The following is a 16,839-nucleotide window of genomic DNA, read 5'->3' as shown; positions in this document are numbered from 1 at the left end:
GAGAGACCATGGCACACCGTCGCTTATCCATCGGAAACCGACCCTTTGCCTCCCTGGGCGACCTTCTGGCCCGTGAAAAGATCCAACTGCCCGAGGTCAGCCTGCCGGAACTGCCAGCCAGACCCCTTACGCCCGCAGAAGAGTACCGGTTGTTCAAAAATGCCATGGCCGACGTGGTTCCCCTGGCCGTCAGGAAAGAGGCCGAGCTGTTTCAGCGGCGGTATTCCGCCGGTCGACAGGACTGCGAAGACCCCGATGCCGAAGCCATGGAAAAGCTCAGGCGGCTGGTGGAAACCGGCGAGGGGTTCGTGGTTCGGCACACCGCCGAATATGTGGAAGGCGGGCCGGAATGGATGCCGCCGGAACTGTTTCGGCGCATTCACGGCGGGCATTTCTCTATCGAAGCCCATGTGGATCTGCACGGCCTGAACGTTTCCGCAGCCCGGGACGACTTCAACGAATTCATGCGCCGGGTCATCGCTGCCGGAAAGCGTACGGTGCTGGTGGTCCACGGCCGGGGGCGCTGCAGCCCGGGACCTCCGGTAATCAAACGCCGGGTGTTCGATTGGCTGACCCGGGGGGAGTGGAAGCGCTGGGTCATCGCCTTCACCAGCGCCAGGCCTTGCGACGGAGGGACGGGCGCCACCGTGGTGCTTTTGAGGCGAACCCCCAGATCGGGCCGGCGATCATAAACGGTGGGCCCACCGAAACGCTGCATTTCGAACTTTCCGCCGCCAGACCTGCAGTCATTCAGGCCGAAGGTGTCACGGCCGTGGCGTTTACATTCGGCGATGGAAAGAACACCACGGTAAAATTCCCAAAGGAGTTTCGACCATGCTTGCCAGCGATGTAATGGCCACAAGCTTTACGACCTTGAAACCGGACAATACCATCGCCGAAGCGGTCAAGCGTTTCAAGGAGGCCAGCCAACAGCAGGGCAAGAAGGTTTTCGGTCTGATGGTCACCGACGATGCCGATAAACTGGTGGGCATGCTCTCCATGTACGATATCCTGCTTTTCGTCCAGCCGCGCCATGCCAATGTATGGCAGGAATTGACCGAAACCGATCAGGCCCGGGCATTCGGCGATCTGCTGGGCCGGGTCAAATCGATTCAAGTGGGCGATCTGATGACCCCGGATGTGCTGACCATCGAACCGCGTACCCATCTGATGACCATTGTGGACATCATGATCAAGCGCCATGTCCGACGGCTTCCCGTGGTCAGTGATGGGCAGGTTGTCGGCATCGTTTACATTTCCGACCTGTTTTACCACCTGCTGCAGCGTTACCTGGTCGACTGACCGCCAATGGAAAGGACAGGCTCATGACCACCGCCACAACCCGAAGTGTACTGAGCGGTATGCGGGTCAAAGAGGCCATGCGGCGTCAGATCGTTTCTTTGGAGGGGACGGCATCCATTGCCACCGGCGTTGGGCGGATGATCAAATACAAAGCCGATGCCCTACTGGTTACGGACGGCGAAGGGGCACCGACCGGGATTGTGGCCAAAACCGATATGGTCGGCGCCTATTATGCCGACCTGCCCGTGGATACGCCGCTGGAAGCAATCATGGTCGCTCCGCTGCAGACCTGTTTTTCGGACGATGGGCTGGACCATGCGTTAGACAGCATGCGAAGCAGCGGCATTCATCAGCTTTTTGTGGTCGGAGCCCATGCCGACCGCTACGAGGGCATGCTCAATTATGGCGACATCCTTGGACTGGTATTTCAGATTTGCCGCAAGTGCCGCAAAAGCCGGTCACATCAACCCGCGGATCTTTTGGATGTCCCAGCACCGGCCGAATCCACCGTGGCGGAGGTGATGACGCCCCGAGTGATCGACAGTCGTAGGGACGACACCTTATTTGCCGTAATCGAGGCCCTTACAAGTCACCGGATGAGCGCGGTTCTGGTGACGGAAGGAACGGGCCATCCCGCCGGCGTCATTTCCAAAACCGACCTGATTGTGGCCTGGCGCCATGGCGTTGCCCCGGATGCCGACGCCGCTTCGGTCATGAGCCGGCCGGTGGTCTCCTGCGATCAAACGGCTTCCGTCAATCAGGCCATGACGATCATGCTTTTAGGAGACATGAGCCGCATTTTCGTGCACGACGCGGATCCCCAGCGCATCATCGGTGTGCTTTCCCTCTCCGATGCCGCCAATCATCGGTCCGGCACCTGCCGGGCCTGCGTTTCCAGCCGAATGGTCACATGATCGATATGCCAAAAACCGGTTGAGCTCAGTGGGTCGATGGTGTAAGAAACGGGGTTCTCTTGGAGTACCGCGCGTCAACGGGTACCGAAATCGTTCAATTTACAGAGGATGCAGACCAATGATTACCTTGCTGGATTATGGCGCAGGGAATGTTCGCAGCGTGATCAACGCCATCGAGAAACTGGGTGAGACGGTTCGTGTGGCCGCATCGGATCGGGATATCGTGAACGCCGAGAAACTGGTTTTTCCCGGTGTTGGCAGCTTCGGCAGCATGATGACCATTTTGCACGAGAAGCGGTTCGTTGAACCGCTGTTGACTTTCCTGGATTCCGGACGGCCGTTTCTGGGGATCTGCGTCGGCATGCAGGCCCTGTTCGAGGGCAGCGAGGAATCCCCCGAAGTCAAGGGGCTGGGCGTGCTGCCCGGGCGGGTGCGGCGGTTTACGGTGGACCTGTCCGTCCCGCACATCGGCTGGAACGGAATCCGCGTGCAGCAACCCACCCATCTGTTCGACGGCCTCGATGGGGACGAGAAGCTCTATTTCGTCCACTCCTACCATGCCGTGGCCGATGATCCTGCAACGGTGCTCACCCTTACCGATTACGGATACCCTTTTGTCAGTGCGGTCCAGAAGGGCAATATTTTGGGGACACAGTTTCATCCAGAGAAGAGTGGGGCAACGGGATTGAAGCTGTTGGAGAATTTTATCCGTGAGGAACGCCGGATATCGATACCCGAGAAGTGTCCCGAGCAGACCCGTCTGGCCAAGCGCATCATCGCCTGCCTCGATGTGCGGGCCAATGACCGGGGCGATCTGGTGGTCACCAAGGGGGACCAGTACGACGTCAGGGAGGCGGGCAACGTGCGCAATCTCGGAAAACCCGTGGAACTGGCCGGACGATATTTCGAAGAAGGCGCCGACGAGGTGACATTTCTCAACATTACCGGATTCCGCGATTTTCCCCTGGCGGATATGCCCATGATTCAAGTTCTCAAGGAGACATCGAAAAATGTGTTTGTCCCGCTGACCATTGGCGGCGGCATCCGTGATTTTACTGACAAGAACGGCCGCTCCTACACCGCTCTGGAGGTGGCCGACGAATACTTTCGATCCGGTGCGGATAAAATTTCCATCGGTTCCGATGCCGTTCTTATCGTGGAAGAGTACCTGAAAAGCGGCAAAAAGAGCGGAAAAAGCGCCATTGAGCAGATTTCTTTCGTCTACGGAAACCAGGCCGTGGTGATATCCATCGATCCCCGCCGCGTGTATGTACAATCTCCGGACGTAACTTCCCACCTTACCGTCGAAACCGCCATCCCGGGACCCGCAGGAGAGCGCTACTGCTGGTTTCAATGCACGATAAAAGGCGGAAGGGAAGGGCGGGATGTGGACGCCGTAACCCTGGCGCGGTCCTGCGAGGAACTCGGGGCGGGAGAGATTCTGCTCAACTGCATCGATCGTGACGGCACCAATCAAGGGTTCGATATCGAACTGATCAACGCCGTCAAAAAGGCGGTGACCATTCCCGTGATCGCCTCCAGCGGGGCTGGCTGCGAGGCCCATTTTGCAGAGGTCTTCCGGAATACCGATGCCGAGTCGGCATTGGCGGCGGGAATCTTCCACCGGCGTGAAGTTCCCATCGCCGCTGTCAAAAATTACCTCAAAGACAAGGTAGAGGTCAGGCTTTGATCACACAGGTCAGGCTTGATGACCTCGTAAAAAACCAAATTTTCTTTCATTTCAGAGGTTCTGGATGCCCCGGATCTCGTCCGGGGCAGGTTTATAAAATCCGCATGACGCGATCGGTACTGTTTACGCCTTCACCAGATCTTCGCACCCCTCCTGCAATCTTTCCCGATCCACCTGTTTGAGCTGCATTTTTTTTCATCCGGCCTAATTGCCTCTCACAAAAAATTGATTTCACCAAGCAGATGAAAACGGTGTGTAAAATTTGTCACGCTATTTGCATTCCAAATTTAAATTGAGTTTTTTCGGTTTGATGCCGAAACACTCCATATCGGAAATCTGCAGGAAAATTTGTTTCATTTGCAAGCGGTAGGTGCTCAAGACATTAAATAACTACAGCCCGCACGAAAATGGAGGAACAACGCATGCGAAAACGGACAGTTATTACATTTGTTGTAACAATTGCCTTTCTTTTAACAGGTCTGGCTTCTGCTTATGCTCAGCAGGACATTCGATTTGGCGTCCTGGCAAAACGAGGGGTGGCAAAAGCCCAGGAAAAATGGGGGCCTACCGCCGATTACCTGGGAAAAAGGCTGAAGACCAGATGTGTCCTGGTCCCCCTGAAATTCGTTGAAATCGAACCGGCTCTCAAAAACAAGGAAATCGATTTTCTTTTAGCTAACTCCGCTTTTTATGCCCGTTTCAAGGACCAATATGGTCTCACGGCAATCAGTACGATGATCAATCGCAAAAAGGATATCGCCTTAAAGGAGTTCGGCGGCGTCCTGTTCGTGCGCAACGACAGTTCTGTCAAAAGCATTCAGGATATCAAAGGCAAGAAATTGATGTGCGTTAAATATTCGTCATTCGGCGGTGCCCAGATGGCCTGGAGACTTTTGCTGGAACAGGGTGTCAATCCCAAGAAAGACTGCTCGACATTCGTCCAGGGTGGAACCCATGACAAGGTTGTGCTGGCGATCAAGCAGGGAATGGCCGATGTGGGCACCGTTCGTTCCGATACCCTGGAGCGGATGGAATCCGAAGGAATTATCCGTATGCAGGATTTCAGGATTATCAATAAAATGGAGGACAGCTACCCCTTTGTCCACAGCACCCGTTTGTATCCCGAATGGCCGTTTGCGGCTTGTGCCACAACGGATCCCAAACTGGCCAAGAAAGTAGCCAAGTATTTAATGTTGCTGAATTTTACACATGAAGCCATGGCTGCATCAAAAGTTTATAAATGGACCTACCCGTCAAACTACGCCGACGTTACCGAATGTTTGCGAGTCATCGGGATGCTGTAAGATCCATCGGATGTCTGAACGAAGTGGCGCCATGTAGGCGGTTGTCAACGTCCTGTTTTATCTTTTTATAGTTGACGATCAGCGTGGCGCCATTTTTTTTTATTTCCTCCAGTACCTGGACAGACAGGTAATCTTTGAAAAAAAGCCGGTTTGCCGGACCGTCGGGCTTTCCGGGCGTTTTGAGAATGATGAAGTCATGGGGTTCGTTTGCTATGCTTTGAACGATTTTGAATGCCTGCCGTTTGGTTAGCCCAGCGAAATGAAGTTCGTAGAAAAGCGATAACAGATATATATCGCGTTGGGAAAAGAGCGTGCGTGCGCTCCGACCCCGTTTTATTTTTTTTCCATAGGGGAGATAGCCCTGCTTCATGTCGTTGTTGATCATGCTCCTTTTTACCCCCAAAATATCCGCTGTTTCAAAAGAACCAAAATTTTCCTGACCGAGTTGCGAAGCATCGTAAGCCGATTTTTGTCTGTTCATCGACGCTGGCCTTTCCGTTTGGGATGTTTGGGAGGATTCAAGGCAAAACCCTCATCAGTGGGCATCTCCATCGTTTTTAAGAGAAAAAACACAACAGATTGATTGTAGTCTTTTTTACTACAACTATAGTAAATTGTACAATAGCAATTCGAGTCGGTCAAAAAGACCGAATTCCGCTGAGAAAAGATTAGGATGCCGGAAGAAAGATGGACTGGCAGGATGGCCTGGCCAGGGTAGGGAGGGAAAGTCCCGGTCGGGATTGAAGGCGGTCGATACCGGGAAGAAATGAGCGACTTTGATCAAGGGTTTTCCCTGGCTTTTCTTTTATCTGGTGCCATTTTTTGGCGAATGATGCGACAAATGTTGTAAAATCATTTAATGAACAATTGTCAGTACAATGATTTTGTTTTCAATTGTTCACCGCCTGAAATTCATACCGGGAATTTTCTTGCGTTTTATATGTAGGTGATCCCGCCATCGATGGTCAACTGGCAGCAATTTTTTAGCGCTTCCCGTTTCAGTTTTTTGCGATCTTCCCGGAGATTGAGGATATGCATTTTTTTGTGGCAGTTGGGGCACAGGGCCACTGTATTGGCGATCATGTCTGCACCGCCTTGGGCCAGCGCCCGGATGTGATGAAGCTCGAGGTAGGGTTCGTTCAATTTGTTGCAAAATGGTGCCGCACGATCACATAGCTGGCAGACGCCATTGGCCCTGCGCTTGGCAAATTCGGCAACGCAGGCGTTTTGTTCGCCGTCTACGGGATGGGCATGACCTGCTTCCGATTTCCGACTGGAATGCACTACCAAGGAGAAAAGATCCTGATCGGATAGATGCTGTGCCCACCGGCGGTCGCGATCCTGTTTCCTCACAACCAGGTTCTCCGGCACAACAAAACTCGCATCGTCTCCAACCACCTGTAAGGGAAAAATCCATACGGACCGCGGTTTTCCGTCAACATCCGGCCGGCACTCCTTAAAAGGGGGCCCTGACAATTTCACCAGGCCTCGAAAAAGGTACTGCCTTGGATGATACACTTCGAAAAGATAGGGGGTTACGCCGTTTGCCGGCGTTTCCAGGAGCGTTTTGTTCTGCAGATAATCCAGCGACTGGTCGCCTTTTAGCCCCATGCCCGTATAATGGATTAGGTTGCTGGAAACCCAGCGATCCTGGTGGATGTGCTTGGTGTGGTCTGAAATGATAACCAAGCTGTTCGTACGATGGGAACGCCGCATGCCGCCCTGGGTCGCACACTTGAACATTCGGGCAAGGGCGGCGTTGGTGATCGTATCACCGGCTTTCAGACCGTTTTGGAAGGTCACAGGTTCCCTCCTAACCTTCTGGCATCCAAGCAAATGGGGTTTAAAAGGACAGGGGTGAAAAAACCGATTCGATTGCGTCTAAAAATGTCGGAACCGGATGAATGTGCTTTATCTTTCGCCGGTCAGGTTGTCAAGGTGGAGAGGTATTTTAAGAAAGGTAAAATGATTTAAACTGCGGCATCTTCTTTAATATGTGTAAGGCGGATTATCTGCCATTCGCCAATCATCATCCGGCGCTTTCTTGATAGGCAAAGAAAAAATTTATCGCGGCATCCACGGCCCGTGGGAACCTCGAAAATTGAATTGTTATTGCTGGGAAAGATTCCGACGGTCGTGGTAGCAGGCTCCCCGGTAGACAGGACGACGTAAACGAGGCGTGATCGGAATAAATACATCCCGCCAAAATATTTTTCCTGGACCCGGATTAGGAATAGGTTGGCATAGATGGAAGTGGAGGCGCAGTTCTGCATTGCCCGTAACTGAGCTACCAAATATGGTATTGTGATCGTTTCGCATATACACCTGCATGCAGTTGCTGTGTATATGGAATTCCTGGTCAGTCGAATGGGTAGGAAGGTGGATTGTGCTGCACGGGGTATTCGGACCGACCGTCAGGATGCCTCTCGACAGTATCTCCATTCAGAATAGTTCGATCTGGTGCATGTTCTCCGGGCGGTTGTTCCGCACGGAATTGACCTGTTTGGAAACCGGTCTGCTTGCCAGTTCCGTGTATATCTGGTTCTCAATGATGTCCTGCAAAATCCTGACGTCCTGGTTTGCTGGATTCAGCCAGTCATTATACGCCTCTGGCTTCAGTATAACCGGCATCCGATGGTGGATCGGCCTGACTGACTCACTGGCTTCACGGGTAAGAATCGTACAGGATAGAAATGGGGGTTCTTCTTTGTCCCAAGTTTCCCAAATGCCTGCGAAAGCGAATGGACTGCCGTCAGGCAGCGTCAGGAACATCGGCTGCTTGTTCCCTTTGTCTCTTTTCCATTCGTAAAAACCATCAGCGAGTATCAGGCACCTTCGTTTCCTGAATGCATCACGGAAGCTGGGCTTGGCGGCCACGGTCTCAGATCTTGCATTAATCATCCTGTTGCCAACGGCTTTGTCTTTGGCCCAGTACGGAACCAGTCCCCAATTGAATTTCACCAGATGATTTTGATCTTCGTACCAGGCAATGGCAAGGACTTCCTGAACGGGAGCCACGTTATAGTTTTCCGTGGCTTTCACTTTGGATACATCGATAGGGAAGCGGTCGATCAACTCTTCAAGAGGTCTGAAGCCAGCGAAGCGACCACACATGATTGGACTCCTGCAACGATCTTTCTAATTTAACCGGTCTCTCTCATGAATAATTTCCGGGAAGTGCCCCTCTTTACAGATCAAACCATGAATTGGCTCATTGAATGTAACTGCGAATCCGCAAGGATCAATACGGACTACCCGACCGGCAACTTCTACGAGGTTGTCAAATTCAAACAATGGGAATGCAATCGAGATCGGTTGGCCGATTGCGACCTTTCTCTGGGTTCTTACTGATAATCCACCAGCACCTATGTTCTTGATCACGTCCCGGAATGTCCCTTCGAGCACCTTGTATTGGGCAATTATGTATGAACTGCTGCGAGGGTATTGCCGCTTGTCATTTTCCATTGATCTCATCCCTGAGTATGCCAGAACATTATGTGGCGTAAGGGCGGGCCACGCTAACCGATTGACATTAAACGGTTAGTAGCTCAATAGAGGCTATAAAACAAGCTTAATCCACTGTTTTTACCTTAAAAACTTCCGTTTCAGGGCGAGAAGGCGAAAAATCCGCCAGATTGGAGATGCCTCTGATCTTCGGGAAGCACTGACTCTCTGTGGATCGGCCGATTTTTTCGAAGCTGATAATACGCTATTATGGGATCCGCAACGATAAGCCCGAACCTCACGTTTTCGGCATCAAAAAGAATCGATTAATGTCATTTGGATTCCTTTTTTCAGTTCTTTCCGAAATATTACAATAGGTTGCTGTAGATCGACCCACTTTTCCGACTGACACCTCAGCAAACTCATAACCTTATCCTCAGAAAAGATCCCTTGCATGTAGTTGAACTGGCCCCTGCCAATTCGTCGGGTTATCCCCTGACCTGCAGATGGTATATCCGATTTTTCTTCACCAAAAAAGACAAAGGGCACCTCCATTCAGCTGTCAAAAAGCTGTCAATGGTAAGTGCCCTAAGTAATTATGAATAATTTCAATAAGATGGTGCCGAGGGCGGGAATAGCCAGATAGTGAATGATTTCAATAAGTTATTGATTTAAATGTTAGTTTATGCGAGTTTAAACGAGTTTTGGAACGGTTCCTGCTGCACAATCGCATATTTATCGCATATTTTCGATCCCCTCATAATGAGGCCAAAAAAGATGGCGGCACTGTGATCAGTGCCATGGACCTGGCGCGGTCCACGTACTGGTAAACGCCTGTCCCATGTCGATTGATGATGCAATTGGTTCAAGAAAAATCTTCAGATCGGCAATCACGTCCTGAAACGAATCAGGAGCGTTATCCAGTTTTGCCTTCCTGATGAACCCCTGCCATTGAACATTTTTGGCCTTGTCTTTCCCGAATGATGGATCGAAGATCACACTGTTCCGGTTAAGCGTCGTTTTTCGGTTCTCAAATGTTTTTTCAATCGCCTCAGCAAGAATCTCGCCGGTGAAATTGAATGTGCGGGATAACACCCAGATGTCGTAAAAATCTTTCATACGGCTGTTCACAACGCCAAGCTTCACCATGGCCTGGAATTTTTCGGCTATTGTGCTTTCCATGGTGTAGCCGTTCAATTCTGGTGCTGGAAAGTCAAGCAGGGTAGGGTAGGAAACCCGTTCGGGACTTGGAACGACCACATCACCGAACCCAATATCGATTTGTATGGAGATTCGTGTCTTACCCATGTTTCCGTGAACGCGGACACGTACACCCTCGTATTCGGCATCCTCAGTTATCCTGACGGCATTCACTGTTTCGGCGTCAAAACAAATGCCGTCTTCCTCTACCTCCATCAGGCAAGCTTCCTTTATGGCAGCTGTGATGGTATCGAGCTGGTTGTCGATTTTACCCAGCAGGTCTATGTCCATCGTGGGTCGAGATAGGGCGCCGGACCATGCAGAAAACATCAATGCACCCTTGAGGATGAATCTGTTTGCATACGAACTCTTGGCGATGCGGTAAATAAACCGCTCAATGGCAAAATATTGCAGCAGCTCGTTAAAAGGCCGGGATGATTGCCTTGCTTTGTCAAGAAGTCGCTGATGTACCGATGCAGCTATGTTTTTTGTTCCTTTGACCATTAAAGAATCGCCTCCAGATATGGGCGCATCACCTTTTCAACCCGACATATTTTCGCAAAGTGCATGAGAGCGTCGACATTGACACTTTTTCGTTCACGATAAAAACGAACCGCTTCTACCGCCGTATCGAGACCGATTTTATTGCGGAACTTGAAACAGTCCACCAAGGTTTTTTCCTCGTTGTAGATATGTACGTTTACGCCGTCAATCTCATGAACCGCTACACCATCAGTGAACGCCCGACCTGAAAACCAATAGATTTTAATTGGCGGATAGTTCAGTCGGGGTATCTCTGCTCCACGTTGTAGCGCGACATGGACCTCATGGGGTATCTGTGTCGTGATTTCATGAAAAGCAAGTGCAGAAATCAGACAGATAACACCATTCTGAACTCGTGTCGCTACGGTTACCAGATCAGGATTACCAAGCGGTTCGCTCTCGGCAAGACGATAGACACCACGACTGATCGTCTCCAGGGTGCCGTCATCACGCATGGTGTAAAGTGTGCTGGGATGGATGCCAGCCCGTAGTGCTTGAGCCGTGTGCATGATACCGCTGTGTTTTCTGAAAATAGCGACCGCCTTGTCAAATCGGGCGTTCTTTTTATCTGTCTTTGATGGCGCTTTGATAATATCACCTTCACTTGCTAAGTTGTGTCGGTAATTTTATCAAATTTAGAGGACATGTCAAGAGGAACAGCTATCTATAATGATATATTATCAAGTCGTTATGTTGGTTGTGGTAACTCTGATTTACATCTGGAGTTGAAAGGGCTGGATATGAGTTCAGTGTATGGGAATAGAACCCTATGCGACGTCCATATCCAACTGAAATAATAGCAATAATTTCTACCAATTTCAATTTCGGGGTAATCCCGGGGGAATACCCACCTCCCACTGACACCCAAGGAAGAGTAGTTCGAAAGCCCTCCGGCCAAGCTTCTGGCAGGATTGATGCGGTATCGTTTCAGGATCAGGATGACAAAATCATTTCCATCGTATCGGAATCAATGTTGCCGCCGCTCAATATGATTCCAATTTTACCCTTCGGTTTGATCGTTCCACTGAGCAAAGCCGCCAGACCGAGTGCTCCCGACGGTTCGACGACCAGCTTCATTCGATAGAAGAGAAATTTCACCGCATCGATAATCGCCTGCTCAGCAACTGTTTTCATGTCATCGACATATTCGAGTACCAGAGGGAAGGTGATCTCGCCCAGCGACGGCGTACGGGTGCCATCGGCAATCGTCGGCGGGTTGTGCACGCGGTGCAGCTTTTTGGTGTGAAAGGATCGAGTTGCATCATCTGCAAGCTCGGGTTCGATACCTATGGTTTTACAATTTTTGGCAGCACCTGTCGCCGCGATCGCACAGCCGCTCAACAGTCCGCCACCGCCGCAGGGCACCAGTAGGGTATCGATATGTTCAACCGCCTCGAACAACTCCAATGCTGCAGTTCCCTGACCGGCAACCACATCCGGGTGGTCATATGGCGGAATCATTACATAGCCATGCTCGCGTTCAAGTTCCATGGCAATCTCGTCCCGATTACCTGTTGTGGGATCATAACCAATTACTGTTGCACCGTAATCTCTGGTCGCTGCCAGTTTGGTCGAGGGTGCATTGTTTGGCATGACCACGGTAGTTTGTATGTTCAGTAACCGCCCCACCAGAGCGACGGCCTGGGCATGGTTACCGGAGGAATAGGTGATGACCCCCCGTGCTTTCTCTTTCTTCGTAAGCTTGGAGATGCTGTTGAAGGCACCGCGAAACTTGAACGCACCGATTCGCTGAAAATTCTCACACTTCAGGAAGACATCGGCACCGACGATCTTGTTGAGCGTCCTTGAAGTCATTACCGGCGTTTTATTGGCGTGGTTGCCTATTCTTTCTTTGGCGGCCAAAATGTGTTCAAACATGGTCTTTTCTCATTTTTTATGCAATGCTGGGGTTTAGTGGTTCGATGTCCAATCTCATCTCCAATGGATGAAGGGCGTTTTTCTCTCAGGCAACCGGAAATATTTGGGTTTGGCATACTCTACCATCAGGCCATATTGATGGTTATGCCCTTCCGGCAATGCCACAGCATCCTTCAATGGCTGCCATGATCTAAGCGCACCATGAAGCAATCCGGCCCAACATGTACCGATCCCCAACGTTTAAGCGGCAAGCTCCAAGTAGGATAAAGCCAGGGTAATATTCACCTCCCACTGACCCAGCGAAAGTTCCAAATACATCATTTTAGGCAGTAATGAAAGGCTCTCTTGTGGAGCCTTTTAATAGTTGCTAACATACTGTTGTTAAAAAACAACAATTCAGCGTCTTAATTATTTCCCCATTTTTTCTGTCGCTTTTAACACCTTTTTCAAATATTTTTGTATTCTTTTGCTAATCATTCCAGGCGGTATTTTTTCCACAGACTCGTATTTAAAAAAAAGATATTGTAGGAAATCATATAAAAATGATTCTCTGTTGGTACCCTTGGATACTTCTAAAAGAATGAGACCGTGGCAATTTCGAAGCCGTTGCCCACTATCACATGGGCATGGCAGGTGCCCACGATAATTGCCCTCGGCAAGTATCCTCAAAAGCTTCAGAACGACAATATCTGAAGTGCTCTCGAAAAGGTCTTTATATGATTGAATGATGCCATCGAAACCATGATCATATTCACCGTACACCTATGCGACCATTATGCTGATGGCCCATATCAGTCCAGCCTATGTCCAGCGCCAGCTCGGGCACAGTTCCATCGCCATTACGGTGGACCGATACTGTCACTGGTTTCCCGGAGAAGGACGGGGGGATCTGGAGGGGGCGCTGCGCGGGCGGGTGCGAAAAACGAACGAAAAATCGCATATAATCGCATATTCCAAAAAGAAAGGGTTGTAACCATAATGATTACAACCCTTTAAGTATCTTTGGTGCCGAGGGCGGGATTTGAACCCGCACGACCGTTGGCCACTACCCCCTCAAGCCAGAAATATGGCAATTTTTGTAATGATTTAGGGGGTTGTTAGGGAAAAAATTGAGTGGCATTCAAATAGGTTACACTCAAAGAAAAAAAATTACAATGGTCGGGAATCACAGGGGTGATTTCCGGCCATTGTTACCCTTATGTTACCCAAATACTGCTAATAGTACCTCTATTTTGAGAAAGCATCGTCTTAAGAACTACAATCTATCTGAAATTTTAAAGAAACTGTAATGTTAAACTATCACTTTTGATGATAGAAAGTAGGAACTTTGGATTTTTGAATCAAATACAATGGTTTCGTGGTGTTAGTCTGCATGATGATTAATTGCTTTTCCTTTTTTTTTGTTTTCAACGTGCTTGACAATATACACTGTATGAAGGTAACCATAGATACGTTTTTTTATTTGTTCCTACCTCTTCTGCTACTTAACCATAATGATATAATACTTGCATGGCAATTATTAGCTATCTAAAATATAATTTTATTTCATTTAATCAATATAATTAAGGATTTTCGCATATTAATTACACAGGATTGATGGTGGTAAAGATGAAGTGGGAAATATTTAAGATTGCCGGTTCTATCGCTGGATTAGGAGGGTTATCAATTGTATTCTGTCTTTTCATTTTCCGAGACGTAATTAGTAAAAATATTTTTTCTAAACTAACAAAAAAGCAATCATATAACATATTAAACCATATAATTATCGTAGTTTCGATCATAACAATATTTGGAATTATCGCATGGCTGATAAGCATAAATATAAAATCAAATATAGAAAAAAATGGTAATAATGATTATACTATTTCATTGGAACAATTGAACGAAGGAGTAAAAGGAAATACATTAGATTTTAAAATTGTAAATAATACTGATAAAACATTATTAATCCATAAAATATCGTTTGATGAAATTCGATCCGAAATCGACCCCACCCCAATAATAGAATTTGGTTATTGTTCCGAAAATAAATTATTATTTAAAAATCTTGGATGGGGCAAAGCTATTGATCCTACTGTAGATATCAAAATTAAAAACAATCAGGATGTTATCAGCAAGCATAGCTATAAAATTCAGGATATTACTGAGGAATTTAGTCTAAATATACAAAAACAGATAGAAGATTCATGGATCTCTGATTCATGGAAAAAATTTTTGAGAAGTATAGTGCTCAAAGAATACCAAGGAGATAAACCATACTACGAAATTAATATTCAATTTTTAAAAGAAAGTCAAAGTATACATAAACCCACTCTAATTGAATCTTTTAAAGATGAAAAGATACCAATAATAGAAGATAAAACATGGAATGATCCGAGTAATAGGTTTAGGTTAGAGGTTGAAAGTTGGCAAAAATTAAAAAAGCATATATTTGGAAGTCAGGTTCCAGATGAAATTGAAATATCAGGAGAAATCTTTTATTCCGGAAAAGATAGATATGGTAAATTCTATGCTAATAGTACAAAATTCAACTTTTATGATGAATTAGTTTGCGGCTCTTGGGCAACCGGTGCTGCTATGCCAATAAATTATTTCTATGAGATTTTATTTGACGCTGACTCGAGAAATAAATATCAAATAAATTTGCCAATATCACAATCGATTAAAAAAGGAGATACTGATAGATTTAATGTGAAGTTGTCAGCAAAAAAATCATCTACTCACAAATATTCTATAAATGTTTATACAAATTTAGGCAATTATTCTATAAGTAACATTGAAACTTATATATACATGCCGAGAGGTTCTTTTGAAAGATTTAAAGAAGATTTATTAACAAAGGTTTTTCGTAAATATAAATCAAACCGGTTAGAAGATATAGGCGAAGAGTTTGGTATCCATCTGCCAAATTTCACTCATCAAGATATTGTAAACCTAATTGAACGAGTACAAAAAGAAACAGATGGGCTAAAGTTTTATGGTACATATAGATTTCTAAGACAAGATGGTATCATAATTCCTAAAAAAAGATGGGGAAAAATACTTGCAGAATTAGCAAAAATGAACGGACTAAAATGGAGTTTTTATGAAAACGGAATTATGTTTTATAGTGAAAATAATATAACCATAGAAAAGAGAAATGATTAACAAAAATTGCCGTTTTCTATCTCATTCGGTTTATTACTAATAACGCAGAAATATTAAGCATACTTCAACTTAAAATAGAATAATTTGATTCATATATGAGTAAAAATAGTTTATTTGTAAATGGGATTTACAAATACCTCTAATATTTTTGTATCATTTCTGATAACGTTGAAGTGAGTAATTGAGATGATAATGGTATTCATTAAAGCTTGGCGTAGACGATATACATGGACTCGGTTGGATCTGTGCGGACATCGATGATCCTGTATTCTGTGCCGCCGATGATGATCAGGTCGCGGGGCCGGATCATCACTGTTAAATCTTTCCGGGGCACCAGAATCTTTCTGTGGTTGTGGTAGGTCATGCCGTAGGCCTCTTTATCCTCCCTGCCGCCGGCTGATGTCACCACGGCCTTGATCGGGGTTGTGGCATACAGGTAAACCAAATCGGGACCGTCCCGGGATTCGGATGCAATGCGTTTATACGTTGCATCCTGCACTAGGGGCCCCAGGGTTTTGAAAGCGGCTTCGACGCCTTTTTCGGCAGTGGATTTGATGCTCAACGCAACACCTCAATTGTGCGCACCGTCATGTAGGGCCGTAAAAAGTCCATGGCCCGCTCAGAATACCGAGGCCGCTCCGGCTGCTGAATTTTCAGATCCGGCAGGCCGAGGGTTTTCACCTGGGCATCCAGATCCGTCCGCAGTTCATGGAGGGCCTGCTCACACTGCGCATTTTTCAGAGCCTGCAGCTGGGCCGTGTCAGTGGCGTCAATGGTCACATCCAAGGCGTTGATTGCATGAAAGGCTGTGATCAGGGCCGCCTCCTGGGCGGGAGACGTGATGAATTCCTCAGAGTACAACCTGCCCTCGAAATAGTTTTCAGCGTCGTCCGTGCTGATGAACGAATTGTATCCAGTGGCCGGATATACGATCATTTGTTTTCCTCAACTGTTAGTATAAAGTTTCCCCAATACACACCATTGGGATTTTCTGAGTCGTAAATTTTTAGATATGCCAACGGGTCGGTGCCAGCGGGGAGAATCGGTAATGTTCCAAGGGCCATAATAACAACCCCTTCATCCTCTCGAGTGGTCCAATCAAATGAATCTGGATGTTCGTCAGAGGAAATCGAAAGCTCTTTGAATACCAATACAATTTTGGTGATGCTCTGCATTTGCTCGGCGGTTAACGCTATGCCATCCGCCTTCAATTGTAGATCAATTGTGTTATTCAAACCCAAATAAACATGCTCATGAAAAGTCATAGAGGCCTCTCATTGTGAAAAATGGGGTACTGTTTGCCAGTTTTTACGGCTACCCCTTGGAGCCGGGCCGGCCTTTTAGGCCGCTGTTCCAGGTCATCGATCGGAGAGAATTTACCAGGTAACAGCCAGGCCGCTGCCAACAGGCCAGGAGG

18 protein-coding genes are annotated in these 16,839 nt (G+C 47.7%); 7 read left to right on the top strand and 11 right to left on the bottom strand.

Annotation, left to right across the window (positions count from 1 at the left end; genetic code table 11):
• Window positions 1-8: 8 nt before the first annotated feature.
• The 5 genes from GN111_RS06385 (at window position 9) to GN111_RS06365 (ending at window position 5,210) form a co-directional block, all read left to right on the top strand.
• Entirely contained in the window at window positions 9-692 is a 684-nt protein-coding gene (locus GN111_RS06385) for a Smr/MutS family protein (protein WP_170302163.1), read from the top strand.
• A 142-nt stretch (window positions 693-834) separates the two neighbouring features.
• A complete protein-coding gene (locus tag GN111_RS06380) occupies window positions 835-1,302 on the top strand; it encodes a CBS domain-containing protein (RefSeq protein ID WP_155302958.1) in 468 nt (155 codons plus the stop codon).
• A 23-nt stretch (window positions 1,303-1,325) separates the two neighbouring features.
• Window positions 1,326-2,216, top strand: coding sequence for a CBS domain-containing protein (locus GN111_RS06375; RefSeq protein ID WP_155302957.1), 891 nt, complete (start codon window positions 1,326-1,328; stop codon window positions 2,214-2,216).
• A 118-nt stretch (window positions 2,217-2,334) separates the two neighbouring features.
• Window positions 2,335-3,906 carry an imidazole glycerol phosphate synthase subunit HisF gene (gene hisF / locus GN111_RS06370; RefSeq protein WP_155302956.1) on the top strand — a complete coding sequence of 524 codons (1,572 nt, stop codon included), beginning with the start codon at window positions 2,335-2,337 and terminating at the stop codon, window positions 3,904-3,906.
• Between the two features lie 422 nt (window positions 3,907-4,328).
• Window positions 4,329-5,210: a phosphate/phosphite/phosphonate ABC transporter substrate-binding protein gene (locus tag GN111_RS06365; RefSeq protein WP_170302162.1), complete on the top strand. Its 882-nt coding sequence runs from the start codon at window positions 4,329-4,331 to the stop codon at window positions 5,208-5,210.
• Here the strand turns inward: GN111_RS06365 and GN111_RS06360 are convergent.
• The 8 genes from GN111_RS06360 to GN111_RS34585 form a co-directional block, all read right to left on the bottom strand.
• Window positions 5,194-5,691 (bottom strand): hypothetical protein, encoded by a 498-nt coding sequence (locus tag GN111_RS06360; RefSeq protein WP_155302954.1) that lies wholly within the window; start codon window positions 5,689-5,691, stop codon window positions 5,194-5,196. The two genes, GN111_RS06365 and GN111_RS06360, sit on opposite strands and share 17 nt — an antisense overlap.
• Window positions 5,692-6,146: 455 nt before the next feature.
• Complete coding sequence (locus GN111_RS06355) at window positions 6,147-7,013, bottom strand: HNH endonuclease (protein WP_197740503.1); 867 nt, start codon at window positions 7,011-7,013, stop codon at window positions 6,147-6,149.
• 639 nt (window positions 7,014-7,652) lie between these two features.
• Window positions 7,653-8,324 carry an SOS response-associated peptidase gene (locus GN111_RS06350; RefSeq protein ID WP_155302953.1) on the bottom strand — a complete coding sequence of 224 codons (672 nt, stop codon included), beginning with the start codon at window positions 8,322-8,324 and terminating at the stop codon, window positions 7,653-7,655.
• Between the two features lie 24 nt (window positions 8,325-8,348).
• Window positions 8,349-8,675: a PilZ domain-containing protein gene (locus GN111_RS06345; RefSeq protein WP_170302161.1), complete on the bottom strand. Its 327-nt coding sequence runs from the start codon at window positions 8,673-8,675 to the stop codon at window positions 8,349-8,351.
• Window positions 8,676-9,446: 771 nt separating this feature from the next.
• A complete protein-coding gene (locus GN111_RS06340; protein WP_155302951.1) occupies window positions 9,447-10,358 on the bottom strand; it encodes a nucleotidyl transferase AbiEii/AbiGii toxin family protein in 912 nt (303 codons plus the stop codon).
• Window positions 10,358-10,930 carry a type IV toxin-antitoxin system AbiEi family antitoxin domain-containing protein gene (locus GN111_RS06335; protein WP_269433847.1) on the bottom strand — a complete coding sequence of 191 codons (573 nt, stop codon included), beginning with the start codon at window positions 10,928-10,930 and terminating at the stop codon, window positions 10,358-10,360. The genes GN111_RS06340 and GN111_RS06335 overlap by 1 nt, the downstream gene beginning before the upstream one ends.
• 400 nt (window positions 10,931-11,330) lie before the next feature.
• Complete coding sequence (locus GN111_RS06330) at window positions 11,331-12,275, bottom strand: threo-3-hydroxy-L-aspartate ammonia-lyase (RefSeq protein ID WP_155302949.1); 945 nt, start codon at window positions 12,273-12,275, stop codon at window positions 11,331-11,333.
• A gap of 408 nt (window positions 12,276-12,683) precedes the next feature.
• A complete protein-coding gene (locus GN111_RS34585) occupies window positions 12,684-13,037 on the bottom strand; it encodes an SEC-C metal-binding domain-containing protein (protein WP_155302948.1) in 354 nt (117 codons plus the stop codon).
• 13 nt (window positions 13,038-13,050) lie between these two features.
• On the opposite strand from GN111_RS34585, the gene GN111_RS06320 reads away from it, so the two are divergent.
• Window positions 13,051-13,248 carry a hypothetical protein gene (locus GN111_RS06320; protein ID WP_155302947.1) on the top strand — a complete coding sequence of 66 codons (198 nt, stop codon included), beginning with the start codon at window positions 13,051-13,053 and terminating at the stop codon, window positions 13,246-13,248.
• 635 nt (window positions 13,249-13,883) lie between these two features.
• Window positions 13,884-15,422, top strand: a complete 1,539-nt coding sequence (locus GN111_RS06315; protein ID WP_155302946.1) for a hypothetical protein — start codon at window positions 13,884-13,886, stop codon at window positions 15,420-15,422.
• 202 nt (window positions 15,423-15,624) lie between these two features.
• Here GN111_RS06315 and GN111_RS06310 read toward each other — a convergent pair whose 3' ends face one another.
• From GN111_RS06310 to GN111_RS06300, 3 genes are read right to left on the bottom strand one after another with little or no spacing between them, the layout of a single operon-like run.
• Window positions 15,625-15,984 carry a hypothetical protein gene (locus GN111_RS06310; RefSeq protein ID WP_155302945.1) on the bottom strand — a complete coding sequence of 120 codons (360 nt, stop codon included), beginning with the start codon at window positions 15,982-15,984 and terminating at the stop codon, window positions 15,625-15,627.
• Entirely contained in the window at window positions 15,981-16,358 is a 378-nt protein-coding gene (locus GN111_RS06305; RefSeq protein ID WP_155302944.1) for a hypothetical protein, read from the bottom strand. The genes GN111_RS06310 and GN111_RS06305 overlap by 4 nt, the downstream gene beginning before the upstream one ends.
• Window positions 16,355-16,687 (bottom strand): hypothetical protein, encoded by a 333-nt coding sequence (locus GN111_RS06300; RefSeq protein WP_155302943.1) that lies wholly within the window; start codon window positions 16,685-16,687, stop codon window positions 16,355-16,357. Before GN111_RS06300 ends, GN111_RS06305 begins: the two co-directional genes overlap by 4 nt.
• Between the last annotated feature and the right edge of the window lie 152 nt (window positions 16,688-16,839).

Origin of the sequence: Desulfosarcina widdelii, assembly GCF_009688965.1 — a bacterium.
Lineage (GTDB): Bacteria > Desulfobacterota > Desulfobacteria > Desulfobacterales > Desulfosarcinaceae > Desulfosarcina > Desulfosarcina widdelii.
Note: the sequence above shows the minus strand (reverse complement) of the source record. Positions and strands in the feature narration are given on the sequence as shown.